Origin of the sequence: Planosporangium flavigriseum (assembly GCF_011947225.1) — a bacterium.
Classification (GTDB): Bacteria; Actinomycetota; Actinomycetes; order Mycobacteriales; family Micromonosporaceae; genus Planosporangium; species Planosporangium flavigriseum.
The window spans coordinates 223,878-247,262 of sequence record NZ_JAATVW010000004.1 but is presented as its reverse complement, the minus strand read 5'-3'; the positions used below and the strand labels follow the sequence as shown (position 1 = coordinate 247,262).

At 68.6% G+C, this 23,385-nt stretch carries 20 protein-coding genes; 11 read left to right on the top strand and 9 right to left on the bottom strand.

Annotated elements, in window-relative coordinates; genetic code table 11:
* Positions 1-104: 104 nt before the first annotated feature.
* Both HC028_RS08225 and HC028_RS08220 read right to left on the bottom strand, forming a co-directional pair.
* Entirely contained in the window at positions 105-2,849 is a 2,745-nt protein-coding gene (locus HC028_RS08225; RefSeq protein ID WP_168074788.1) for a transglycosylase domain-containing protein, read from the bottom strand.
* 235 nt (positions 2,850-3,084) lie between these two features.
* A complete protein-coding gene (locus HC028_RS08220) occupies positions 3,085-3,549 on the bottom strand; it encodes a DUF5318 family protein (RefSeq protein WP_168074786.1) in 465 nt (154 codons plus the stop codon).
* A gap of 189 nt (positions 3,550-3,738) precedes the next feature.
* On the opposite strand from HC028_RS08220, the gene HC028_RS08215 reads away from it, so the two are divergent.
* Positions 3,739-4,308, top strand: coding sequence for a PadR family transcriptional regulator (locus HC028_RS08215; protein WP_168074784.1), 570 nt, complete (start codon positions 3,739-3,741; stop codon positions 4,306-4,308).
* 52 nt (positions 4,309-4,360) lie between these two features.
* The gene (locus tag HC028_RS08210; RefSeq protein WP_168074782.1) at positions 4,361-5,440 is read left to right on the top strand and encodes an inositol-3-phosphate synthase; all 1,080 of its coding nucleotides are present in this window, start codon (positions 4,361-4,363) and stop codon (positions 5,438-5,440) included.
* A gap of 54 nt (positions 5,441-5,494) precedes the next feature.
* Here HC028_RS08210 and HC028_RS08205 read toward each other — a convergent pair whose 3' ends face one another.
* Positions 5,495-5,977: a methylated-DNA--[protein]-cysteine S-methyltransferase gene (locus tag HC028_RS08205; RefSeq protein ID WP_168074772.1), complete on the bottom strand. Its 483-nt coding sequence runs from the start codon at positions 5,975-5,977 to the stop codon at positions 5,495-5,497.
* 115 nt (positions 5,978-6,092) lie between these two features.
* Between HC028_RS08205 and HC028_RS08200 the strand changes: the two genes are divergently transcribed.
* Positions 6,093-7,478: an MFS transporter gene (locus HC028_RS08200; protein WP_168074770.1), complete on the top strand. Its 1,386-nt coding sequence runs from the start codon at positions 6,093-6,095 to the stop codon at positions 7,476-7,478.
* Between the two features lie 67 nt (positions 7,479-7,545).
* On the top strand, positions 7,546-8,385 hold the full coding sequence (locus tag HC028_RS08195; protein WP_239075254.1) for a peptidylprolyl isomerase: 840 nt from the start codon (positions 7,546-7,548) through the stop codon (positions 8,383-8,385).
* Here the strand turns inward: HC028_RS08195 and HC028_RS08190 are convergent.
* Positions 8,369-9,868, bottom strand: coding sequence for a CCA tRNA nucleotidyltransferase (locus HC028_RS08190; RefSeq protein ID WP_168074768.1), 1,500 nt, complete (start codon positions 9,866-9,868; stop codon positions 8,369-8,371). The genes HC028_RS08195 and HC028_RS08190 overlap by 17 nt on opposite strands.
* Positions 9,869-10,106: 238 nt before the next feature.
* Here HC028_RS08190 and murJ point away from each other — a divergent pair, with 238 nt between their 5' ends.
* The 7 genes from murJ (at position 10,107) to HC028_RS08155 (ending at position 18,050) form a co-directional block, all read left to right on the top strand.
* A complete protein-coding gene (gene murJ, locus HC028_RS08185; RefSeq protein WP_239075255.1) occupies positions 10,107-11,792 on the top strand; it encodes a murein biosynthesis integral membrane protein MurJ in 1,686 nt (561 codons plus the stop codon).
* Between the two features lie 216 nt (positions 11,793-12,008).
* Positions 12,009-13,604 carry a protein kinase family protein gene (locus HC028_RS08180; RefSeq protein WP_168074766.1) on the top strand — a complete coding sequence of 532 codons (1,596 nt, stop codon included), beginning with the start codon at positions 12,009-12,011 and terminating at the stop codon, positions 13,602-13,604.
* Between the two features lie 36 nt (positions 13,605-13,640).
* On the top strand, positions 13,641-14,294 hold the full coding sequence (sigM, locus tag HC028_RS08175) for an RNA polymerase sigma factor SigM (RefSeq protein WP_373313804.1): 654 nt from the start codon (positions 13,641-13,643) through the stop codon (positions 14,292-14,294).
* Positions 14,291-15,187 (top strand): hypothetical protein, encoded by an 897-nt coding sequence (locus HC028_RS08170; RefSeq protein WP_168074756.1) that lies wholly within the window; start codon positions 14,291-14,293, stop codon positions 15,185-15,187. The genes sigM and HC028_RS08170 overlap by 4 nt, the downstream gene beginning before the upstream one ends.
* Before the next feature lie 94 nt (positions 15,188-15,281).
* Entirely contained in the window at positions 15,282-16,214 is a 933-nt protein-coding gene (gene trxB, locus HC028_RS08165) for a thioredoxin-disulfide reductase (RefSeq protein ID WP_168074754.1), read from the top strand.
* Positions 16,215-16,241: 27 nt separating this feature from the next.
* On the top strand, positions 16,242-16,565 hold the full coding sequence (trxA, locus tag HC028_RS08160) for a thioredoxin (protein WP_168074752.1): 324 nt from the start codon (positions 16,242-16,244) through the stop codon (positions 16,563-16,565).
* A gap of 321 nt (positions 16,566-16,886) precedes the next feature.
* Complete coding sequence (locus HC028_RS08155) at positions 16,887-18,050, top strand: N-acetylmuramoyl-L-alanine amidase (RefSeq protein ID WP_168074750.1); 1,164 nt, start codon at positions 16,887-16,889, stop codon at positions 18,048-18,050.
* Between the two features lie 39 nt (positions 18,051-18,089).
* Here HC028_RS08155 and HC028_RS08150 read toward each other — a convergent pair whose 3' ends face one another.
* From HC028_RS08150 to HC028_RS28420, 5 genes are all read right to left on the bottom strand, one after another.
* Positions 18,090-18,752: a GNAT family N-acetyltransferase gene (locus HC028_RS08150; RefSeq protein WP_168074748.1), complete on the bottom strand. Its 663-nt coding sequence runs from the start codon at positions 18,750-18,752 to the stop codon at positions 18,090-18,092.
* A 185-nt stretch (positions 18,753-18,937) separates the two neighbouring features.
* Positions 18,938-19,861 (bottom strand): hypothetical protein, encoded by a 924-nt coding sequence (locus HC028_RS08145; RefSeq protein WP_239075256.1) that lies wholly within the window; start codon positions 19,859-19,861, stop codon positions 18,938-18,940.
* A 351-nt stretch (positions 19,862-20,212) separates the two neighbouring features.
* Positions 20,213-21,244, bottom strand: a complete 1,032-nt coding sequence (locus HC028_RS08140; protein ID WP_168074746.1) for a ParB/RepB/Spo0J family partition protein — start codon at positions 21,242-21,244, stop codon at positions 20,213-20,215.
* Positions 21,241-22,533: a ParA family protein gene (locus tag HC028_RS28100; protein ID WP_373313809.1), complete on the bottom strand. Its 1,293-nt coding sequence runs from the start codon at positions 22,531-22,533 to the stop codon at positions 21,241-21,243. The genes HC028_RS08140 and HC028_RS28100 overlap by 4 nt, the downstream gene beginning before the upstream one ends.
* A 576-nt stretch (positions 22,534-23,109) precedes the next feature.
* Complete coding sequence (locus tag HC028_RS28420) at positions 23,110-23,292, bottom strand: zinc ribbon domain-containing protein (protein WP_168074744.1); 183 nt, start codon at positions 23,290-23,292, stop codon at positions 23,110-23,112.
* Between the last annotated feature and the right edge of the window lie 93 nt (positions 23,293-23,385).

Genomic DNA, 23,385 nt, shown 5'->3' with positions numbered 1-23,385 from the left:
GCGGGCCGGGACCAGTTCGCACTCCGGGTGGGGTCGGCGTGCGGGCCGAAAACGGCGAGGGCCCCGGGCGGATGTACCGCTCGGGGCCCTCGCGCTGCGCGAGCTCAGCGCCGCCTGGTTGGGAAGGTGGCTGGCGCGCCCGGGACAGCTGTACCGCCGCCCTGGCCGTTGCCTTGACCGTTGCCTTGACCGTTGCCCTGGCCGGGCTGTCCACCCGGCTGGGTTGGCTGACCGCCCGGCTGACCCGGCTGGCACAGCGCCGGGATGAGGCATGGCAGGCCGCCGGGCTGAGCACCGTTCGGGTCGGCGGACGGAGCCGCAGCCGGCGGCTGGGAGTCGCCGCGGCCGTCGTCGCCGGTGTTCTTCTGGTTGGGGAACTTCGTCTTGGGCATGTTCGCCGTGGCGACGTCCATGTACTTCTTCCAGATCGGCCCCGGCCCGGTGGAGCCGAACAGGTTCCCGCCGTTGATCTTTACGACGGCGCTGTCGCCCTCCTTCGCACCCACCCACACGGCCGTTGCGAGCCCGTAGAACTGCGGTTTCTTACTGAGGTCCGGGGCGACGTAGCCGACCATCCAGGCGTTGGAGTTCCCGTTGTTCTTGGTGTCCGTGCTCGACGTCGCGGCCTGCCAGGTACCGGTCTTGGCCGCGGCCTGCCGCCCGGTGAGCTGGAGCCCCTTGCCCGTACCCCGCTCGAGAACCTTCTGCAGCGCGAACGACGCGTCGTCGGCCATCTCCTGCTTGAAGCCGGAGATCTGGGTGGGCTTGAACGTCTCCGAGTAGACCGCGTCCGCACCCTTGAACACCTTCTCGACGAAGTGCACAGGAGCACGGGCCCCGCGTGCGGCCATGGTCGCTACGCCGTTGGCGTGGTCGAGCACCGTGACGGCGTACTGGCCGATGCCGAGTTCGGGGCTGAACTTCGGGGTGTCCTTGCTCAGGTCGTAGCGGACCGCTTCGGCGCCGTCCAGGTTCCAGATGTACCGGATCCCCGCCTGCTTGGCGAAGTCGAGGACCTTGTCGGAACCGATCTTGCTGGTCAGCGAGTAGAAGGGGACGTTGAGCGACTCCGCGGTCGCCTCCAGCAGGGTGCAACTCTTGTCGCCGCCCGCACAGCTCGTCTTACCCTCGGCGTTCACCACGGGGGACTTCCGCTCCGGGAACTTCTTGGGCGAGGTTCCGTCCCAGTACGAGTTCAGGGAGATACCGTCCTTCAGCGCCGCGCCCAGCGTGTAGATCTTGAACGATGACGCCGGGAAGTGGCGGCCGAAGCCCTGAAGTCGATCCAGGTCGCAGTTCGGCTCATCCTGCCCGCACTTGGTGAGGACCGGGTCGCGCCACACGCCGGCCAGGTCCTTGTCGCCTCCGTTGGGACCGCCGTAATAGGCCTTGACCCGACCGCTGTACGGCTCGACCGACACCATCGCGGCGACCGCGTTGGGCTGGTTGTACAGCGGCGAGTCCTTGGTCTGGCCGCTGGCGTACTTCTCGGCCGCCTGCTGCATGGCCGGGTCGATCGTCGTGACGATGCGGTACCCACCGGTCTTGAGGTCGGGGAACATCGGGTTCCCCTTCGGGTCCTTCAGGTGGTAGAGCTCGTCCATGACGTTGTGAATCACGTTGCCCGTCGGCTTGTCCAGACCCCACTGCGCCTGGAACGCGGGGTCCGACGGGTCGTACTTCTTCATCTCCGGGTACTTCAGCGTCGCCGCCTGGTCCGGGGTGATGAACTTCATCTGGACCATGTTCGGCTTGATGTAGTTGTCGAACCGGTCGAGCGCGGGCGCCTGGTTGGCGGTGGCGTCGTAGTAGCTCAGGCCGTTGGGGCCGCCGGCCGGGTTCTTGATCATCGCGGCGAGAGCCATGCCCTCCGCGACGTTCAACTCCTTGGCGTGCTTGCCGAAGTACGCCTCGGCCGCCGCCTCGATGCCGTAGGACTCCCGCCCGAAGTACACGCTGTTCAGGTACGCCGTGAGGATCTGGTCCTTGGTGTACTGCTTGTTGAGCTTCATCGCCAGCACTGCCTCCCGCAGCTTGCGGGAGTACGTGATGCCCTTGAGGTCGGCGATTTCACGGGCGTACTGCTGGGTGATGGTCGAGGCCCCCTGGCGCTCGCCACCGGTCATGTTGTTCCACGCCGCGCGCATGATGCCCGTGTACGAGATGCCCTGGTCGGTGTAGAACTCCTTGTTCTCGGTGGCGACGACCGCGTTCTTGACGTCCTTCGGGATCTGGTCGGACGGGATGATGGTCCGGTTCTGGGTTCCGATCTTCGCCATCTGGGTCTTGTTGTCGGCGTAGAAGATCGTTGTCGCCTGGTCACGCTGCGGCAGGTCCTGCGGGAGCGCGACGGCGTCGTAGAAGAACGCCCCACCGACGACCGTGCCACCGGTAATCATGATGAGTAGGGCGAACGCGCTGAGGATCAGGTTGCGCCGGCGGGCCTTCTTGGCCCGGGCCGCCGCGGCCCCCTTCGACTGCCCGCTCTTCGCGGACCGCTGGGCGGGGCCGCGGTTCTCGATCACATCCACGTCGAGCGGCCGGGTGGAGCCACTCTTCGCCGCCCCGGCGCCCACGCTCGCGCGGCCGACGGTGGCGCGAGCGCTCGCCCCGCCCTGGCCTGCTACCCGGGCCCGCCCGGACTTGGCGTCGGAGCCCGCGACACCGGCGCGCCCCACCGAGGCGCGGCCAGCTGCGGCACCGCCGACGGACGCGCGGCCGGCAGGAGGAACCTTGGCCCCACCCTTCGCAGCTGCGCCCTTCGAAACTCCCCCGGTACGAGCACCGCCGGACGAGCCCGGAACCTGCGCCCGCCCCCGCCGGGGGCTGTTCGGGTCACCGTCGTTCATGCGTCCCACCTTGCCGGTCGTGATGCTGACATCGCTGCCGTCATCAGAATGCCGTGAGCTGCCCCACCTACTGAGGAAACGACACGCTCCCGTATGGACGGCGTCAGGCGCACATCCGGGGAGGAGTCAGCCTCTTCGGCGACAAGAATAGATAGAGTTTGATTTATCCGACCTGTGATCCGAGCTTCGCTCCGACGCGGCAGACGGTGCCAGCGGTCGGCGTGGCGAGCTCGCTTCACTCGCCGCCCCCGGATAAATGCCGGTGGCGTCCACGTCCACCCGCACGCGTCGGCGCACTGGCACCCACCGCGTCGGCGGCTTCGGCCGGCGCCTCGATCCCGTCGCGGCCGAGCAGGTACTGCTCGACGAGGTGGTTCCAGCCGCACCCGCGGCACACCTCGACGACGTACACCTGGAACTCACTGAACGTCATCGCCAGGACCGGCAGCTCAGCCTTGCGGCGGGCCTGCCCGGCGGACTGCTTGAGCTCGTCGCCGTAGATGTAGTGGACGTGGGTGAGGTTCTCGCGGCGGCAGACGGGACAACGGTCCTCGGTCGGCTCGCCGTGGAACTTCGCGGCACTCTTGAGGTAAGGCGAGGCGTCGCAGACCTCATGGCTGCCTACCCGCCCGGAGTCGAGCTCACGCAGCAGGGAGCGTCGCCGAAGCGAGTAGTCCACGATCTGGCGCTGCGTACGCATGCGCCCGAGGGTACGCGGTCCCGAGCCGGTCGGCGACAATGGTCACCCATCGTGATCAGTGAGCGACACGACGTCCAAGTTTCGATCCCCCGAGTTGCCATCGGTACCTCCGACGCTTAACGTGCGATGTATCGGCTCGATACATCGGGCGGGTGGCCGACGGGGGACAGGCCGTGAAGGGAGGCGACAGTGCTCGAGTTCGCAATTCTGGGTCTCCTGCACGAGTCGCCCATGCACGGATATGAGCTGCGAAAGCAACTCACAACAAAGCTCGGAGCATTCCGGGCGGCGATCAGCTACGGCTCGCTGTATCCGACACTCCGTCGGCTGCAATCCGCAGGCTGGATCACCGAGGAGTCGGGGGCACCCGCCACCGACGCACCACTGTTGACCAACCGGCGCAGTCGGGTGGTCTACAAAATCACCGCAGAGGGCAAGGAACGCTTCCAGGAGCTCCTCAGCAGCGCGGGTCCCGAAACCTTCGACGATCCGGGCTTCGGCGTGCACTTTGCGTTCTTCGCCCGTACTGACCAAGCGACCCGGCTACGCATCCTCGAGGGACGCCGGCGCCGGGTGGAAGAGCGTCGCGAAGGTCTGCGAGACGTTCTCTCTCGCGCGGCCGAGCGACTCGACGCGTACACCCTTGAGCTGCAACGCCACGGACTGGACGCCTGTGAGCGCGAAGTCCGCTGGCTGGAGGAGCTCATCGCGCACGAACGCTCTGGTCGACCCCCTCAGGTAACAGACCCTTCAAACTAGCCTCCGGACCCTCCGGAAGCGACCAGCCAGAAGAAATAAGGAGGCACTCGCGATGGGCTCCGTCCGCGTTGCCATCGTCGGTGTCGGTAACTGCGCCTCGTCCCTCGTTCAGGGCGTGGAGTACTACCGCAACGCCGACCCAGGAGACCGCGTCCCCGGTCTTATGCACGTCAAGTTCGGCGACTACCACGTCTCCGACGTCGAGTTCGTGGCCGCATTCGATGTGGACGCGAAGAAGGTCGGGCGTGACCTCGCCGAGGCGATCGTCGCCAGCGAGAACAACACCATCAAGCTGTGCGACATACCTCCCACTGGCGTCACGGTCCAGCGTGGCCCGACCTACGACGGCATGGGCCAGTACTACCGGGAGATGATCGAGGAGTCCGACGAGACCCCGGTCGACGTCGCGGCGGCGCTCCGCGAAGCGCGCGTCGACGTCGTCGTCAGCTACCTGCCGGTCGGCTCGGAGGAGGCGGACAAGTTCTACGCCCAGGCGGCGATCGACGCCGGGTGCGCGTTCGTCAACGCGCTGCCGGTCTTCATCGCCTCCGACCCGGTGTGGGCGAAGAAGTTCTCCGACGCCGGTCTGCCCATCGTCGGCGACGACATCAAGAGCCAGGTCGGCGCGACGATCGTGCACCGCGCGCTCGCGAAGCTGTTCGAGGACCGGGGCGTTGAGCTGCTGCGCACGTACCAGCTCAACTTCGGCGGGAACATGGACTTCATGAACATGCTCGAGCGCACCCGCCTGGTGTCGAAGAAGATCTCCAAGACCCAGTCGGTGACCTCGCAGATCCCGCACGAGATGGAGAAGGCGTCCGTGCACATCGGGCCCTCCGACCACGTGCCGTGGCTTGACGACCGCAAGTGGGCGTACATCCGTCTGGAGGGCAGGTCCTTCGGTGACACCCCGCTGAACGCGGAGCTCAAGCTCGAGGTGTGGGACTCGCCCAACTCCGCCGGCGTCATCATCGACGCGCTCCGCGCTGCGAAGATCGCCAAGGACCGGGGCATCGGTGGCCCGATCCTGTCGGCGTCGAGCTACTTCATGAAGTCGCCGCCGGTGCAGTACAACGACCACGACGCGCACGAGGCCGTGGAGAAGTTCATCCGCGGTGAGGTAGAGCGCTAATCGGGATGTTTCCCGTGAAACGGCGGTGGGGAAACCCACCGCCGTTTCGTGTTTCTACAGCCCGAAATCGCTCTCCACCCGGACCCGCGCCTCGAGCTCAAGCAGCAGCCGCTTACGCGGCAGGCCGCCACCGAAGCCGACCAGTTTCCCGCCGGCCCCCACCACCCGGTGGCAGGGCAGCAGGACCGGAAGCCGGTTACGGTTGCACGCCACGCCGACGGCCCTCGCCGCCGACCGGTCGCCCACAGCGGCCGCCACCTCCCCGTACGTGCGCATCTCCCCGTACGGGATCGTCGCCAGGTGGGCCCACACCGCCCGGTCGAACTCCGAACCGCCCACGGAGGCCAGCGGCAATTCGAACTCGGTCCGCCGGCCCGCGAAGTACTCCGCCAACTGCGTCGCGGCGGCGGTGAGGAGCGAGTCGTCGCGGCGGACCGGCGACCCGGGACAAGGTCCGAAATGGATCCGGCAGATGGCCGCGCCATCAGCGGCGATCGACAGGTCACCGACCGGCGTGGCGACGACCGTCCAGTGCATGTACCGAGTCTCGCGCGGCGGATCCGATCGCGGAAGGTCGACCTCGAAACCACCGGGGGATGACCTGGCGGGTTAACCGGATCCACACGTGCCCCGCGGCACGTACGCTCGAATGGTGCCAGCCGCCGCTAGTCCCGCGTTAGACACCACGACGACCGCCCGTGACCTCCGCGCTGTCCTTGCCGCGCGCGGGTTTCGCCGGCTGATCGGGGTGCGGCTGATCAGCCAGGTGGCTGACGGGTGGTTTCAGGCCGCCCTCGCCGGCAGCGTGCTGTTCAATCCCGAGAAGCGCACCAGCCCGATGCAGATCGCGATCGGGTTCGCGGTGCTGCTGCTCCCGTACTCGCTGATCGGCCCGTACGTCGGGGTCTTTCTGGACCGCTGGAGCCGGCGCTCCATCATCGTCGTGGCCAACCTGCTCCGCGCGCTGCTCGTGCTCCCGACGATCGCGCTCATCTGGTTCGGTCTGGAGAACGCCCTGTTCGTCGCGCTGGCGTTCCTCATCATCGGTTTGAACCGGTTCTTCCTGGCAGGCCTGTCGGCGGCGATTCCGCACGTCGTTGCCGACCGTCGGCTCGTCACAGCCAACGCGCTCAGCGGCACGCTCGGCTCCATCTGCTTCTCGCTCGGCCTGGGCAGCGCGGTGATTCTGGTGAAGACCGCACTGTCGGTGACGTTGCACGGGTACGCGCTGCTCGCCGCGTTGGCACCCATCGGGTACGTGGCCTCGGCGTTATTGGCGCGCTGGTCCTTCCGCCCGGCAGAGTTGGGGCCAGACGTCCGGGAGCGCCGCAGTGGGACGATCGGCGCCGCAATGGTCGAAGTGGCTCGGGGCATGGTGGCGGGCGTGCGCCACCTCTCGGACCGCCGTGGCGCCGCGTACGCGGTGCTCGCCCAGTCAGCCTTCCGGACGCTGTACGGGGTGCTCGCGCTCGCGGTGCTCCTCCTGTACCGGCAGTATTTCCACCACGACAAGGACCTCAGCGGATCCATCGGTGGCCTCGGCATGGTCTTCGTCGCCGGCGGCGCGGGTGTGCTGATCGCAGCCTTTCTCACGCCGCCGGTCACGCGCCGGATCGGCGGGTGGCGCTGGATCACCTGGATGCTCGCGGGTACCGCCGTGGTGGTCGTGGTGTTCGGCCTGCCGTTCAACCCGACCCTGCTCGTCGTGGCGGTGCTGTTCGTCAACATCGCCACCCAGAGCATCAAGATCGTGGTCGACACCGCTCTGCAGCACGAGTGCGCCGACGCCTACCGGGGCCGGGTCTTCAGCATCAACGACACCGCGTTCAACGTGTGCTTCGTGGTCGGTCTGTTCATCGCCGCGCTGTCGCTGCCGGCCGACGGCCACTCACCTGCCACGTTGGTGCTGGTCGGGCTCGGGTACGCACTGGTCACGGTCTGGTACGCCGCCGCCGGTGGTCGCTGGGCTCGCCGGGTAGGTGACGACATCGCGGGCCTGCCGCTGCGGCGAGCCGGCATTGAGCGCGCCTCGTCCTGACGCCGCACCGCGATCAGACTCGCGGGTTTCACAAGACGGACATATACGGATTTAGTACCCTTGTCTCATGTCTAACCGTGCCCGTCCCCGCCGTTCGACCCGCCGTGGCTCGACCCGCTGGGGAGTGACCTCCGTCGTCGTGGCCGTGCTGATGGTCGGCGGAGCCGGTACGGCTTACGCACTCACCCGGCACCGGACAGACAACTCGAACGTCGCCACCCCTGCCCCCTCGTCGACGGCTGACGCGCGGGCGACCTCGCCCGGCGCGGACGACCGCCTCGCGGCCAGCGCGAAATCCAGTTCCACGGCCAAAGCCAGCCCCAGCAGCACCGGCATCCCGGCCGACGCGGCGAAGTGCGCGTACACGCCGACGTCCGACGGTTCCACCGGGCGCTCCATCCAGACGCCAGGCGCGCACCCCAAGAAGGTCCGCTCGCACGTCACCCTGGCCACCAACTACGGCGTGATCGAGGCCGACCTCACCGGCGACGTCGCGCCCTGCACGGTCAACTCATTCCTGACCCTCGCCCGCAAGGGGTACTTCACCGGAACCCAGTGCCACCGGCTCACCACCGACGGGCTGTACGTGCTGCAGTGCGGCGACCCGAGCGGCACCGGTCAGGGCGGACCCGGCTACCAGTTCGATGACGAGAACCTGCCCACGAAGAGCAGGCCCGCCTACCCGCGCGGCACGCTGGCCATGGCCAACGCCGGCCCGGGCACCAACGGCAGTCAGTTCTTCCTGGTGTACAAGGACAGCCAGATCGACCCGAACTACAGCGTCTTCGGCAAGATCACGAAGGGCCTGGACGTCCTCGACAAGATCGCGGCGGCCGGTAGCGACGAGTCCAACGGCCCTGGCGACGGGCGCCCCAAGCAGGAAGTAACGATCACGCGGGCGGGGTGACGCCCCGCTCGGCGGCCCAGCGGTGCAACTCCGCGATCGCTTCGTCGTGCTCCAGCGGGCCCCGCTCGAGCCTGAGTTCCTTCAGATGCCGCCACGCCTGGCCGACCAGGGGGCCCGGCGGGATGCCGAGCAGCTCCATGATCGCGTTTCCGTCCAGGTCCGGGCGTACCTTCGCCAGGTCCTCCGCGGCCTGCAACTGCTCGATGCGCTCCTCCAGCGCGTCGTAGTCGGCCGCGAGCGCGGCCGCCTTGCGCCGGTTGCGGGTGGTGCAGTCGCTTCGGGTCAGCTTGTGCAGCCGGGGGAGCAGGTCGCCGGCGTCGGTGACGTAGCGGCGCACCGCCGAGTCGGTCCACTCGCCCCGCCCGTACCCGTAGAAGCGCAGGTGCAGCGCGACCAAGTCGGTGACGGCGTTGATGACGTCCTTGGAGTAGCGCAGCGCCTTCATCCGCTGCCTGGTCAGACGCGCGCCGACCACCTCGTGGTGGTGGAAGCTGACCCGGCCGTCCGGGCCGACCGCCTTGGTCGCCGGCTTGCCCACGTCATGCATGAGGGCCGCCATGCGCAGGATGAAGTCCGGGCCGCCCTCCTCCAGGTTGATGGCGTTGCGGACGACGGTCAGCGTGTGCTCGTACACGTCCTTGTGCTGCGCGTGCTCGTCGATCTCCAACCGCAGCCCCGACAGCTCCGGCAGGAACTGCTCGGCGAGGCCGGTGTCGACGAGCAGTCGCAACCCGGCGACCGGGTCGGCCCCGGTCATCAGCTTGGTGAACTCGTCCCGGATCCGCTCGGCGGTGATCCGCCGCAGGTCGGGGGCCATCGCGGTCATCGCGGTCACCACGTCGGGCGCGACGCTGAACTGCAGCTGCGAGGCGAACCGCGCCGCCCGCAGCATCCGCAGCGGGTCGTCGGCGAACGACTCCTGCGGCGTGCCGGGCGTGCGCAACGTCTGCTCCGCCAGGTCGGTCAGGCCGCCGTACGGGTCGGTGAACCGGTGGTCGGGCACTGACACCGCCATCGCGTTGGCGGTGAAGTCGCGGCGCCTCAGGTCGTCGAGCAGGTTGGTGCCGTACTGGACGACGGGGTTGCGGGTCACCCGGTCGTAGGCCTCGGCCCGGTACGTGGTGATCTCCAAGCGCAGGCCCCGCCGGGTGGCGCCGATGGTGCCGAACTCGATCCCGGTCGTCCAGATCGCCTCTGCCCAGCCCTGGAGCAGCGCCTGGGTCTCCTCAGGCAGGGCGCTGGTGGCGAAGTCAAGGTCTTCACCGAGGCGGCCGAGCAGCGCGTCGCGCACCGAGCCGCCGACCAGATGCAGCTCATGGCCGGCGGCGGCGAAACGCCGCCCGAGCTCGTCGGCGACGGGCGAAACGCGCATCAGCTCAGCGACCGCTCGGCGTTGGGCTTCGGTGAGCTCGCGCGCGCTCGCTGGCTCCCGACTGTTGCGGTTCTCGGCACTCGCGCGGGCGGCAGAGGAGGTGTTCGACATGGGATAGCCAGCCTATCGGGGACCGGGACCCGGCCATCTCCCATATCCCCGACCCCCGCGCGATCATGAGCCAGAGTGAGTTTCTGGTGGTGGGGCACTAGTCTTCTCAGGCATGACCGGCCGGGCCGAATATGGCAATCCGCGACCTTTCGACCCTGACGCAACCGCCGCACTGCCGGTCGTCAATCAGGAAGCCCGGGCCGGCACCGACGGCCAACCCACCATGGTTCTGCCGGCCGTGACCACGCCCGGCCCCGGCGGGCCGGCTCAGGTGCCCAGCAAGGCGCCCGGTGACGTACCTCCGGTGGACGACGGCGCGGGGTCGGTCGCGCGCCACAGCGCCACGATGGCGGTCGGTAGCATCGTCAGCCGGGTGACCGGCTTCCTGCGTACCGCCACCATCGGGGCGGCGATCGGCGCGGCCGCCGTGTCCGACGACTACAACCTCGCCAACACCCTGCCCAACATGGTGTACGAGCTGCTGCTCGGCGGCGTGCTGGCCAGTGTCATCGTGCCGCTGCTGGTGCGGGCCCGCACCACCGACCCGGATCGCGGGGAGGCGTACGCCCAGCGCCTGCTCACTCTCGCCACGCTGTTCCTGGCCGCGGCGACCGTCGCCGCCGTCGCCGCCGCGCCGTTGCTCACTTCCGTCATGGCCAGCCGCGCGTCAGCCGCCGACCAGCGCCTGATCACGGTGCTGGCGTATCTGCTCCTGCCCGAGATCTTCTTCTACGGGGTGGCCGCGCTGCTCGCGGCGATCCTCAACACGCGGGGCCACTTCGCGGCGCCGATGTGGACGCCGATCCTGAACAACATCGTCGTGATCCTCACGGCGGCGGTGTTCATGTTGCTGCCGGCTGGGTCCGACACCCTCACCGCCGAGTCGATCACCACGGCGCAGCTCCTCGTCCTCGGCGTGGGTACGACCCTCGGCATCGTCGTACAGGCCGTCGGACTGATGCCCGCCCTCCGCAAGGTCGGCTTCCGCTGGAAGTGGCGCTGGGACTTCCGTCAACTCCACCTGAGCGAACTGGCCCGCATCGGCGGCTGGATGCTCGGGTACGTCCTGGTCAGCCAGGTCGGCGTCATCGTCGTGCTCAAGCTCGCCAAGCTGGCGGCCAACGACGGCAACGCGGCCGGCCCCGCCATCTACCTCAACTCGTTCCTGATCTTCGCGATGGCCCACGGCGTCGTCGCGGTCTCGATCATGACGGCGCTGATGCCGCGGATGGCGGCCGCCGCGGCCGAGCACCGGTACGCCGACGTCGCGGACCAGCTTTCGCTCGGCACCCGCCTATCCAGCGTCATCCTCGTGCCGGCCACCGCCGCGTACCTGGTCCTGGGCCGGCCGCTGGGCGTCACCCTGTTCGAGTGGGGCGAGTACACCCACGCCCAGGCCGTAGACACCGGCTGGGTCATCGCCGTCGCCGGGCTCGGCCTGGTGCCCTTCGCGATCAGTCAGCTCCAGCTGGGCGTGTTCTACGCCCTGCCCGACACCAAGACCCCGGCGCTGCTCAACGTGCCGGTCGTCGTGCTTCGAATCGCCGTACAGGTCGTCGCGTACTTCACGCTTTCGGCGTCCTGGGCCGCCGCCGGCCTGATGTTCGGCAACGGGGTGTCCTTCGTCGTCGCGGCCGCCCTGGGGTACTGGCTACTCCGCAGGCGCATCGGCCCGCTCGGGCTGCAGCGGGTGTCCGCCACGCTGGCCCGACTGGCCCTGGCCGCGACCGTCGCTGCGGTCCCGGCCGCGCTTGCCGCGTACGGTCTCAACGCGCTGCTGGGGGACGGCAAGGTCGGCAGCCTGGTTCAGGTGATCGTCGGCGGGATCGTCCTGCTGGTGGGCTATGTGGTCGCCGCCACTACCCTGCGCGTGCGGGAGGTCACTGAACTGGGCGGAATGTTGCGCGCACGGCTCGGACGTTGAACCGCGAACTGTCGCGTTTCGTACCCTTCAAGGGGTTGTTCGCGGCTGCCTAGCCTGACGACCTAGCCTTACGACCAGCTCCGCTGAGTGGTCCCACACGCACAATCCGCAGATCATTCGCCTACTTTCGTTGTAGGGAAGTGACGATGGAGTATCCGGTAGCTGGCCGTGGCCGGGTAAGGTCGGTCCCGACGGTCGCCGTTAACGCCTAGGCTTATGTGCGAACCGACGGCGCGCCATGTGCCGGGGGTCCGACCAGAGGGAGGACGGGTGACCCAGAACGGCGAAGGTCAGGAGGCACTCGGGGCAGCCCCCCAGGTGCTGACCTTCGGCGCCCCTGCCGTGGGAGAAGTGCTCGCCGAGCGGTACCGGCTCGAGGAACACGTCAACAACGACTCGCTGGGGCGGCAGTTGTGGCGCGGGGCCGACGTGGTCCTTCGTCGCCCGGTCGCTGTCGTGCTGCGCTACCCCGGCGGCGACTCCGCCAGCGAGATGCTCTCCGCGGCGGTTGCCTCAAGTCGCATCGTGCACCCGCACCTGGTCGGCGTGTACGACGCCATTGACGAGTCCGAACGGGCCTACGTGGTCCGGGAGTGGGTCGATGGCTCCTCCCTGCGCGACCTGGTGTCCGACGGCCCTCTCGACCCGGACCGCGCCGCCACGATCGCCTGCGCGGTCGCCGACGCCGTCGCCGCGATCCACGGCACGGGGATGGCCCACGGCAACATCCACCCCGGCACCGTCCTCATCGCCGCCGACGGCCGGGTCGTGCTCGCCGACGCGCGGGCCGACGAGGCGACCACGACAGAGGCGGACCTGCGCGCGATCGGCGCCATCCTCTACTGCGCGCTGACCGGCTACTGGCCCCACGCCGAGGCCGGGCCGACATCCGTACCGGATGCCATCCGGGACAGCGGAGGCAACCTTGCCGCACCGCGGCAGGTGCGTGGCGGGGTGCCGTCCCCCCTCGACGAGCTGACCATGGACCTGCTCAACCCGGCGCTGCCCGTTCCCTCGGCCGACGTCCTTGTGGGCGAGCTTGGCCGCTTCGAGCAGACGAGCGGTCACCCGCTCTTCATGGGTGAGGACTCGGGCTTCCACGGCTTCGACTCCGCCGCAGTGGCCGCCGCCGCTCCCCGTCCAACCAACCGGAAGATCGTGGTCGGGATCGCCGGACTGATCGTGATCGCCCTTGCCGGTGTGCTGGGCGCCACCAAGGTGCTGACCGGCCGTGGAGACCCGGTTCCGCAGGGCGGGGGCGGGAAGGCCTCGGCGTCGGCGGGAGCACGGTCAGGCCCGATCACCGATCTGAAGCTCAGCGCTGACCAGGTGCGCATCCTCGACGACGTCAAGGGCAACCACAACGAACTGGACACCGACGTCAAGAAGACCGTCGACGGCGATCCCACCACGGTCTGGCGCACCGACCAGTACCAGGGCGACCCGAACTTCGGCACCCTGAAGTCAGGGATGGGGCTGCTGTTCGATTTGGGCAGCGAGAAGCACGTAGTCTCGGTGAAGGTGCAGCTGGCGACGCCCGGCGCGACGATGGAGCTAAGGGCCAGCTCGGCGCCCCCGAGCGACACCGGCACGTACGCGTCGGTGACCACCGAGGGTAACGCCCTGAAGATCAATGGTGCCGACTTCACGCTGGTCGGTGAGGTCAAGCAGGATGCCGGTACGACCGTCGTGCTGCCCGGCCCACCGGACTCGCCGGTCCGCTACCTGGCTATCTGGATCACCAAGCTGCCGCCCCTCGGCGGAGGGAAGTACCAGGTAGGCGTTCAGGACGTCGCGGTCTCCGTACAGTGACCGCTGGGATGGCTGCCGACCGGTAGGGTTCAGGCCGTGGTGGACGGCGGGACCGAGAGGCGTGACCCGCGTGACGACGCGGCGTTGATGCACGCGCACACCGCCGGTGACCCGGACGCCTTCGCCGAGGTGGTCCGCCGCCACCGCGACCGACTGTGGGCCGTCGCCCTGCGGACCATCGGCGATCGGGACGAAGCGGCAGACGCGTTACAGGACGCGCTCCTGTCCGCCTACCGGACGGCTGACCGGTTTCGCGGCGACGCTGCTGTCACCACCTGGCTGCACCGCATCGTGGTGAATGCGTGCCTGGACCGAATGCGTCGACGCCACGCCCGGCCGACCGTGCCGCTACCGGAGGTCGACCGGACCGTGGCGCCATCGGTCGACCGGGACACCGCCCTGGTCGTCCACGCGGCGCTCGGGCAGCTACCACCGGACCAGCGCGCCGCGTTGGTCCTGGTCGACCTGCAGGGCTACCCGGTCGCGGACGCGGCCCGGGTCCTCGGCGTCGCGGAGGGCACCGTCAAGAGCCGGTGCGCCCGCGGCCGGGCGCGGTTAGCGGTCCTGCTGGGCCACCTTCGCGACCCTGATCCGGCCGGCGAACGGAACCCCGTGGGCCAGGGCGACGTCCCATCACGGACGGGTAACGCGTCCGGCGCTACACGCGTGGGGAAGGAGGGTGGCAAGTGACCGGTGAGGTCGATCTCGACCGGCTCGCCGACTACGTCGGAGGAGCACTGGACGGCACGCCTGACCAGGCTGCCCTTGCCCGGCTCATCGCCACCGACCCGCTGTGGACCCGAGCGCACGCCGATCTTGTGGCCGCTGACGCGGGTGTACGCGCCGACCTGGCCGTACTGGCCGCGCAGCCGGAACCGCTCCCCAGCGACGTGGTGGCTCGGTTGTCCGCTGCGTTGGACGCCGAGCCGCCACTGACCGCACCAGCGCCGGCTGATCCCCGCGCCCACCTGTCGGTCCTCCCGGGAGGCCGGGCCACGAGTTCGCCCGTACGACGTCGTTGGCGCGCCGTCGCCGGCGTCGCGGCCGCTGCGGCCGTACTCGGCCTCGGCGCGGCGACCCTGGCACAGGGGCTGCGCGGCGGCGGCCCCACAACCATGGCGAGTAATTCGGCGGGGCGGGCCGCAACCCCGTCCAGCGCCGGCTCCGCCGCCAGCCTCGCCGCGATTGACGTGCGTACGTCAGGATTCGACTACACCCCGGGCATGCTGACGGCGCTCGGTGCGTCGGTCTCGGCGCGAAGCAGCGGCTCCGCCAAGACCGAATCTCGTGCCAACACCCTCAGTGTGCCGGAGGCCGCAGGTCGGCCCACGCTGGTGCCCGAGGCGCTGCGCAGGCTCACCGACCCGGACGCCCGGGCCGCGTGCCTTCAGTCCGTCCTGGCCCGCTACGGCGGGACGGCAATCCTGTTGGACTACGCCCGCTACGAAGGCAGCCCCGCTCTCGTTGTCCTGCTTGCCGGTGCCGGGGGCGCCCCAGCCCAGAAATGGGTCGTAGCGGTCGGCCCGAACTGCGGCACCGGCGGCGCGATCACGGATCAGCTGTACAGCGGATCGGTGGGGTGACGCGGGACACGTACGGCGGCGGGAATCTCCGGTTCGTACGATGACGTTTTGGCCAGCGCAGGCTGGTGCAGCCTTTATCCGTTAGGGAGTCCACGTGGACGACGTCCGCAACCTGATCATCGTTGGCTCTGGGCCGGCCGGATACACGGCCTCGCTCTACGCTGCGCGAGCCAACCTGCAGCCGCTAGTGATCGAGGGCGCGACCTCGGGTGGCGCCCTTATGACCACGACCGACGTCGAGAACTTCCCCGGTTTCCCGGACGGAGTTCTCGGCCCCGAGTTGATGGACAACATGCGTAAGCAGGCCGAGCGGTTCGGCGCCGAGTTCATCACCGACGACGTCACCTCGGTGGACCTGGCCGGGGACGTCAAGGTCGTCCGGATCGGCGACAGCGAGTACCGGGCCAAGGCGATCATCCTGGCCACCGGCTCCGCTTGGCGTCCACTCAGCGTCCCGGGCGAGCAGGAGCTGCTCGGCCACGGCGTCTCGTCGTGCGCGACCTGTGACGGCTTCTTCTTCCGGGGCCAGCACATCGTCGTCGTGGGTGGTGGCGACTCGGCGATGGAGGAGGCGACGTTCCTCACCCGGTTCGCCGAGACCGTCACGATCATCCACCGCCGGGACCAGTTCCGCGCCAGCAGGATCATGGCGGAGCGCGCGCTGTCGAACCCGAAGATCCGGGTGATGTGGGACACCGTGGTGACCGAGGTGATCGACGGCGGCGGCAAGGTTGGCGGACTGATGGTCCGCAACGTCAAGACGGGCGAGGAGACCAAGCTCGACGTGACCGGCGTCTTCGTCGCCATCGGCCACGACCCGCGCAGCGAACTGTTCCGCGGCCAGGTCGAACTGGACGGCGAGGGCTACGTGAAGGTCGCCGCCCCCAGCACCCGTACCAACCTGACCGGCGTGTTCGCTGCTGGCGACGTCGTCGACCACACGTACCGTCAGGCCATCACGGCCTCCGGCACCGGCTGCGCCGCGGCGCTCGATGCCGAGCGGTACATCGCTTCACTGGAATCCTGAGCACTAAACAAGTAGGGGAGAACCGAAATGGGAGCCACCAAGTCGGTCACCGACGCCACCTTCGCCAGCGATGTCCTGCAGTCGGACAAGCCGGTACTCGTGGACTTCTGGGCCGAGTGGTGCGGGCCATGCCGCAAGGTGGCGCCCGTACTCGAAGAGATCGCTTCTGAGCTTGCCGACAAGCTCGAGGTGGTCAAGCTCGACATCGACGCCAACCCGTCGACCACGACCCAGTACCAGGTGATGTCGGTTCCGACGCTGACGATCTTCAAGGGTGGTCAGCCGGTGCAGTCGATCGTCGGGGCCCACCCGAAGAGCGCACTGCTGCGCATGATCGAAGCCGCCATCTGACCCTTACCGGGGCAGCGTCCCGGTAAGCACCCTTTTCAGCGTCCCGTGCCCTGACCGGCACGGGACGCTGTTTTTGTCAACCTTTGTGGCTGTCACAGCAGTTTTGTTCCGGCCCCGCATCCGCGATAAGTTCCCTCGGGACGTGTTCCACGCCCCGGTCCACTCGTACACCTCGGTATCGCCGGGCTTTCTGCCTAGAGCGCGCTGGCGAGCCCGGGACGGTACGCTCCGGTGGATTCGCCCGTAACGGCGGCGGCCCGCACAAGTACCGGCACGACATGCCTTCCCGTGACGATCCGGGGAGGCGGAGGGAGGTCGTCGATGCGTCCGATCCGGCGCGGTGACCAGGGTCCAGCAGTGGTGGAGATCAGAACGATCCTCAGCACTCTAGGGCTACTGGGTGACCCCGACGGCGGCGCTGAGTACGACGCCGGCACCGAGATGGCTGTACGGGCCTTCCAGCAGAGCCGTGGCCTGTCCGTCGACGGCAAGGTGGGCGACGAGACGTGGCGGGCGCTTGACGCGGCCCGGTGGCGACTGGGGCAGCGCGCGCTGTACCACGCGGTCACCGACCCGCTCGTCGGCGACGATGTCCGGCAGTTGCAGGAACGGCTGCTGGAGATGGGGTACGACCTGGGCCGCGCGGACGGGGTCTACAGCGGATACACCGCCCGTGCGGTGGCCCAGTTCCAGCGCGAGGTCGGTCTGGTCCCGGACGGCTCCTGCGGGCCGGCGACGGTGAACGCGCTGCGCCGGCTCGGCCGCAAGGTCGTCGGCGGGCGACCGCAACTGCTGCGCGAGACCGCGGCGTTCCACGCCTCCGGCCCCGCACTGGTGGGCAAGCAGATCGTCGTCGACCCCGGCCACGGCGGCCCGCACGACACCGGCGTGGTCGTCCCGGACGGTCCGCTGCGCTGGACCGAAGCGGACCTGGCGTTCGACATCGCGCTGCGCCTTGAGGGACGACTGGCAGCTGCCGGAATGCGGGTCCACCTCACCCGAGGCCCCAATCCGGCCGAAACCATGACGAACCAGCAGCGTGCCAACCTCGCCAACGACCTTGGCGCGGACCTGCTCATCTCCATCCACCTCGACGGGCACGCCAACCCCGAAGCCGACGGCGTCGCCACCTACCACTACGGCACGACGAGCGGCGTGACTTCGACGGTGGGCGAACGGCTCGCCGGACTGGTCCAGCGGGAGATCGTGGCGCGCACCGGTATGCGCAACTGCCAGACGCATTCGAAGACCTGGGACCTGCTGCGCCTGACCCGGATGCCCGCTGTTCGCGTGGACGCCGGCTACCTCACCTCACCGTCCGACCGCAGCCGCTTGGTCGATCCCCTGTTCCGGGACCGCATGGTCGAGGCGATCATGGCCGCGGTGCAGCGGATGTACTACCCGATCGAGGTCGACGTGCCGACCGGCTCCATCGACGTCAGCAAGCTGCGGGCAGCCGCGGCAGAGGCCGCAGCGGCTCACTGACGGGCCTGAGCGGGTCACTGACGGGCCAACGGCCCGCCGCTAAAGGCTGGAGTGGGTAGCCGGCCGTACGGGCCGCAGCAGCGCTTCCGGGCTCATGGAGCCGAGTAGCTTCTCCAGCGCGTACTCCACATCCGACTTCCAGGACAAGGCCGTCCGGAGTTCGAGTCGCAGCCTCGGATAGCGGGGATGCGGGCGTACGGTCTTGAACCCCACCGAGAGAAAGTAGTCCGCCGGCGCAAGACAGCCGGCGGACTCGCCGTCGCCGGTGTGGTCGCCGAACTTGGCGTCACCGAACGCCTCGATCGCCTTGACGCCGCGCTTGGTCAGATCACGGGCGACGCCCTGCACCAGCATCCGGCCGAGCCCGCCACCGGCGAACGCACCGACCACCCGCGCCGTTGTCAGCAGTACGGCGTCCGGAGAGACCGGGGAGGTTGGGAACGCCATGGACCGTGAAATGTACGCCGGCGGCGCGAACATGACGAAGCCTGCCGGCATCCCGTCAACGTAGACGAGCTTTCCGCAGGAGCCCCACTCGAGCAGGGTCTGCGAGACCCATGCTTCCTTCTCGAACTCCGGATCGCCGGAGGCGCACGCTCGCTCGGCAGCTACCGGATCGAGCTCCCAGTAGACACACCTGCGGCACGTACGCGGCAGGTCCTCGAGGGTGTCGAGAGTCAGATTGACAAGGCGTCGTGACATCGCCCCGTCCCCACAGGAGTCATCCGCAACCCAGCCACGCACCGCCTCCTTGCCCCCAGTGAGGGATCGTACGCGGCATTTGCGGGTCAGGGGAGGGTAACGCGGCGTGGGTGCTCCTTGTACTGCGCGGAGTCGGCCCGTCGTAACTGTGGTCGTGGTCGGAGTCGCGCCCGGTCCAGCGCAGCTCAGGCCCAGGCGGTCGCCCCGGAGTCCCTGTCGTGCGTCGAGCCCTCCCGCTGGCCCGGGACCGGTCGCACTGTATTCGCGCCCTGGCGGCTCTTCTGGGCCGGCTCCTCGACGATCGGTGCGAAGCCTGTCGGTCCGGGCAGCACACGGACGTCCCGCGCCGCCGCGAACTCTTCCGGGAGTACTGGCGCGTCTGGCGTCACGGCCTCGGCATCTTCAGCCGGCGCTGTCGGCTCTGCGGACTCTTCCAGCTCTGTCGGCTCTGCGGACTCTTCCAGCTCTGTCGGCTCTGCGGACTCTTCCAGCAGGAGCGCGGATGTCACGGCGCCGAGCGTCGCCGGCGCCTTCCAGTCTATTTGTGGCGGCTCCGCCAGCGGGCGCCCGTCGAGCTCTCCCAGCCAAGCCGCGACAAGGGCGAGATTCTCCCGCCACTGGTGCTCGGAGATCGGCGGCAGGATCTCATCCCACATGGACAGGAACGACCCACGTAGCTGGAGCTGCCCGTACGGCCGGGCCAAGAACCACAGGTGCAGATGCGAAGCATCGTCGCCCCACCGGTTGACGTGGACGCGTGCCACACCGTCGAGTGACCGGACGGCCCGCTCCAGGCGTACCGTCATGACCCCCAGCTCAGCGGCGAGCAGGTTGGGGAGGTCACCGAGGTCGAGGTGCGATCGGGATTCGAGGATGAGGACCGCTGGCAGGCCGGTGGGCCGGTCGAGACTACGTACCCGCCACCGCTCGCTGACCCAGATGTACGCCTCGTCAGGGGCGCTACAGGCGTGACATTCGGACGGGTCGTCGCCGTCCCTGGGCGGCTCCAGGGGCACGGGCGCGTCGAACGGCTTGACGCGCAGATCGCCTTCGAAGGGGAACGTAGGCCAGGTGACAAAACCGGGGAGGGGGAGCGGTTCGTCGGACACGATCAGACCCTAGCAACCGGGTATACGGCTGTCTTCCCCCTACTGGCTGGCGCGCACGGCGCGCGTCCCGGCTTGGTCGACGGGAGGGCTCCCACTACACCCACGGCACGACCGGACGCATAGACGAACGTTGCAATAAAGGAAGTTGCGCCCGGCAGCAGGGGACGGCCGCAGGTACGGCTGAGGACCTCGAAGCGCTGCGTCGTCCACAGGCTCACAGCCCGTTCTAGCGGTGGTTTCACGTGAAACGAGGTCGACCTGTGGACAACCGCTGTGGATAACGGTACGGGCCGTGGATAGCGAAGAGGCGGCCACATCAGCGGCCGCCTCTTCGCTATCAAGACCTATTCGCTACTGGGGAGCTTGCCCCTCGATACCGATGATGCCCACGATCCGTTCCAGGTCGTCCACGGTCGCGAACTCAATCGTGATCTTCCCCTTGCGGCGCCCGATGTCGACCTTCACGCTCGTGTCGAATCGGTTGGAGAGCCGGTCCGCCAGATCCGACAGCGCCGGCGCGTGTGGCTTGGACCGACGCTTCGGTGGCGCCTTGCGCGCCCCACCTTCGGCTCCCTTGAGCGCCACGATTTCCTCGGTGGCGCGCACGGAGAGGCCCTCGGCAACGATCCGGTGCGCCAGGACCTCCTGCTCCTCTTCGTCGTCCAGGCTGAGCAGGGCGCGCGCGTGTCCCGCGGACAGCACGCCAGCAGCCACCCGTCGCTGGACGTTGGCGGGGAGGTTCAGGAGCCGGATCGTGTTGGAGATCTGCGGACGGCTGCGGCCAATCCGCTTCGCGAGCTCATCGTGGGTCGCCCCGAACTCCTCCAGGAGTTGTTGGTATGCGGCGGCCTCTTCAAGCGGGTTCAGGTTGGCGCGGTGGATGTTCTCCAGCAGCGCGTCCCGCAGCATGTCATCGTCACGGGTGTCCCGAATGATCGCAGGGATCATCTCCCGGCCGAGCGCCTGCGCCGCGCGCCACCGGCGCTCGCCCATGACCAACTCGTACCGCTCCGACTCGAGCTCCCGGACCACAATCGGCTGCAGGAAGCCCACCTGCTCGATCGAGGTCTTAAGCTCGTCGAGGGCTTCCTCATCGAAGACCTGTCGCGGCTGCTTCGGGTTGGGCACGATCGAGTCAACCGACAGCTCAGCGAATCGAGCCCCCGGTACCGGCGCCAGGTCGTGCTGCGGTCCCGTGGGGATGTCGGTCGCGTCGACCTCCACGTCGGGCGCACCCCCGTTGATGGGCGGGCCGGGCGGAGCGGGAGAGTACGCCGGAGCCGTCGCCAGGCCGGTCACCGGAGCGCTGGGGGCCTCCACCGGCGCGGTGGGGATCAGGGCCCCGAGGCCGCGCCCCAGACCACCCCGGCGGTTGGTCTTCATTCCTGCTCTCCCGTCTGCTCCGCACCGCGCAGCGCGATCTCCTTGGCGGCCTCGAAGTAACTGACCGCTCCGCGCGAGCCGGGGTCGTACGTGACGACCGACTGGCTGTAACTCGGGGCCTCGGAGACTCGGACGTTACGGGGGATCACCACGTCGAGCACCTTGTCGCCGAAGTGACTCCGTACGTCCTGCTCCACCAGGTCCGCCAGCCTGGTCCGCCGGTCGTACATGGTCAGCACGACGGTGGAGATGTCCAGGTTCGGGTTCAAGTGCGACCGTACGAGCTCGATGTTGGCTGTGAGCGCCTGCACGCCCTCCAGTGCGTAGTACTCGCACTGGATCGGGATCAGCACCTCCTCACAGGCAACGAGCGCGTTGACCGTGAGCAGGCCGAGGGAGGGCGGGCAGTCGATGAAGATGTAGTCGTACTGCATCGTGGAGGCCTCGATCGCACGGTGCAGCCGGGTCTCACGAGCCACGACCGAGACCAACTCGATCTCGGCACCCGCGAGGTCGATCGTGGCAGGAATAGCCCACAGGTTCGGAATACCTTCCACCGGCTGGGTCACAGCGTCCAGCGGGGCGCTGTCGATCAGGCAGTCGTAGATGTCCGGCACACCGGCGTGGTGTGGGACGTTCAGCCCGGTGGAGGCGTTCCCCTGGGGGTCGAGGTCGATCACCAAAACCCGGTTGCCGTGCAGCGCCAGCGCCACGGCGAGGTTCACGGCCGTGGTGGTCTTACCCACCCCGCCCTTCTGGTTCGAGACGCTGATGATGCGCCGCCGCGGCGGGCGCGGCATCGTCACCTCGCCGCTTGGGTTGAGGATATGGACGGCTCGCTGGGCTTCCATAGCCAGCGGCGGGTCTTCTGTTTCACGTGAAACGTGGGCATCGGCCATGGCGACCTCGGTGTCAGCGGGTACGGCGGGGTGAGAAGGCGGCGATGACGGCGTGGATCCGGTTGAGGACCACGATTCGTCCCCGCCGGGGAATAGCCCCTCACCGACCGCCACCGCATCGCGCTCGTACACGTTACCGGTATTCACATCGTTTGCGGATGTGGAGATGTCGAATTCCGAAGAAGCGAACGGTGATCCGTCCGACATACCAGCGCCAGGCTCCCAGATCAGCGGCGAAGACGACCAGCCGTCGTACTCCGGGGAGGGCACCCACTCGCCTGTCAGTTGTGGGGACGCGATGTGCGCATGCAGCCCCTCTGTTTCACGTGAAACACGGCCCGCCCCGACTTGTTCAAATTCGAGTTCGTCATACGTACTGTTCTCGCGCACCGTGTCATCCCCGTCCGTTTCGAAACCCTGCACAACGCCGGCATCCGCGCGATGTTTCGCCGCGGCCCGCAACCGGTCTAACGCAAGAGGGCGGCGCGAGGATCTGCTCATATCGGTGCGTTTCGCCAGCTTCAGGTCCACCGATCGGCGAATAACCGTAGGCAGCCCGGCCCCAAAGGTCCGCGTTCCCCATGTCGACTCGGGTGAAGGGAGCAGCAGAAGAGGAGTGCCAGGGACCGCTTCGACGCGCCAGCTCGAAGCCGGCACGCCCGGGCTCCTGAAGCAGGCATGACCGGGTTTCTGCAGGCCCCGAACACGGAGAGCGTAGGAGTGAACCCGTGAGTGCCAGAGGCTACTGACGGCGTGCAGCCGGTTTCTCGGCTGCACCGGCTCTCCTTGACCCCTGCCCATGATGCGGGCTGGACGCTGTTCGCCGTCCGGCCGACCGTGCGGCTGGTCTTCCGCCGGTTCCGACCCGGGGCCCGGGTCCAGTCCCTGGGTCGGGGTCGGGGTCGGGGGTGTGGGTGGCGGTCGGCTCTTTCTCGCTGCCTGCGGGTGCAGACGTTTCTACGCTCGTCAGGCGGCCGCAGGTAGCGGCGGTGAGGTGTGCCGGGCGGGCCAGCGGGCCAGGTTGACCGCGGCGTTGACGTCCCGGTCGACCACCAGCCCACAGTGCCCGCACCGGTAGGTGCGTTCGGCCATGCCGGGGCTGGTTTTGACGTGGCCGCAGCCCGAGCAGGTCTTGCTGGACGGATACACCGGTCGGCGACGACCAGGGCGCAGCCGTACCAGCGGGTCTTGTAGACCAGCAGCCGGCCGAGATCGGCCAGGCCGGTGTCGGACACCGACCGG

What these genes read in the sequence shown, in the direction of transcription:
- HC028_RS08220 (WP_168074786.1), bottom strand. Translation starts at nt 3,549, where the DNA reads ATGCGTACGCAGCGCCAGATCGTGGACTACTCGCTTCGGCGACGCTCC.
- HC028_RS08225 (WP_168074788.1), bottom strand. Translation starts at nt 2,849, where the DNA reads ATGAACGACGGTGACCCGAACAGCCCCCGGCGGGGGCGGGCGCAGGTT.
- trxA (WP_168074752.1), top strand. Translation starts at nt 16,242, where the DNA reads ATGGGAGCCACCAAGTCGGTCACCGACGCCACCTTCGCCAGCGATGTC.
- HC028_RS08180 (WP_168074766.1), top strand. Translation starts at nt 12,009, where the DNA reads ATGTGCGAACCGACGGCGCGCCATGTGCCGGGGGTCCGACCAGAGGGA.
- HC028_RS08190 (WP_168074768.1), bottom strand. Translation starts at nt 9,868, where the DNA reads ATGTCGAACACCTCCTCTGCCGCCCGCGCGAGTGCCGAGAACCGCAAC.
- HC028_RS08205 (WP_168074772.1), bottom strand. Translation starts at nt 5,977, where the DNA reads ATGCACTGGACGGTCGTCGCCACGCCGGTCGGTGACCTGTCGATCGCC.
- HC028_RS08210 (WP_168074782.1), top strand. Translation starts at nt 4,361, where the DNA reads ATGGGCTCCGTCCGCGTTGCCATCGTCGGTGTCGGTAACTGCGCCTCG.
- HC028_RS08195 (WP_239075254.1), top strand. Translation starts at nt 7,546, where the DNA reads ATGTCTAACCGTGCCCGTCCCCGCCGTTCGACCCGCCGTGGCTCGACC.
- HC028_RS08155 (WP_168074750.1), top strand. Translation starts at nt 16,887, where the DNA reads ATGCGTCCGATCCGGCGCGGTGACCAGGGTCCAGCAGTGGTGGAGATC.
- HC028_RS08140 (WP_168074746.1), bottom strand. Translation starts at nt 21,244, where the DNA reads ATGAAGACCAACCGCCGGGGTGGTCTGGGGCGCGGCCTCGGGGCCCTG.
- HC028_RS08150 (WP_168074748.1), bottom strand. Translation starts at nt 18,752, where the DNA reads ATGTCACGACGCCTTGTCAATCTGACTCTCGACACCCTCGAGGACCTG.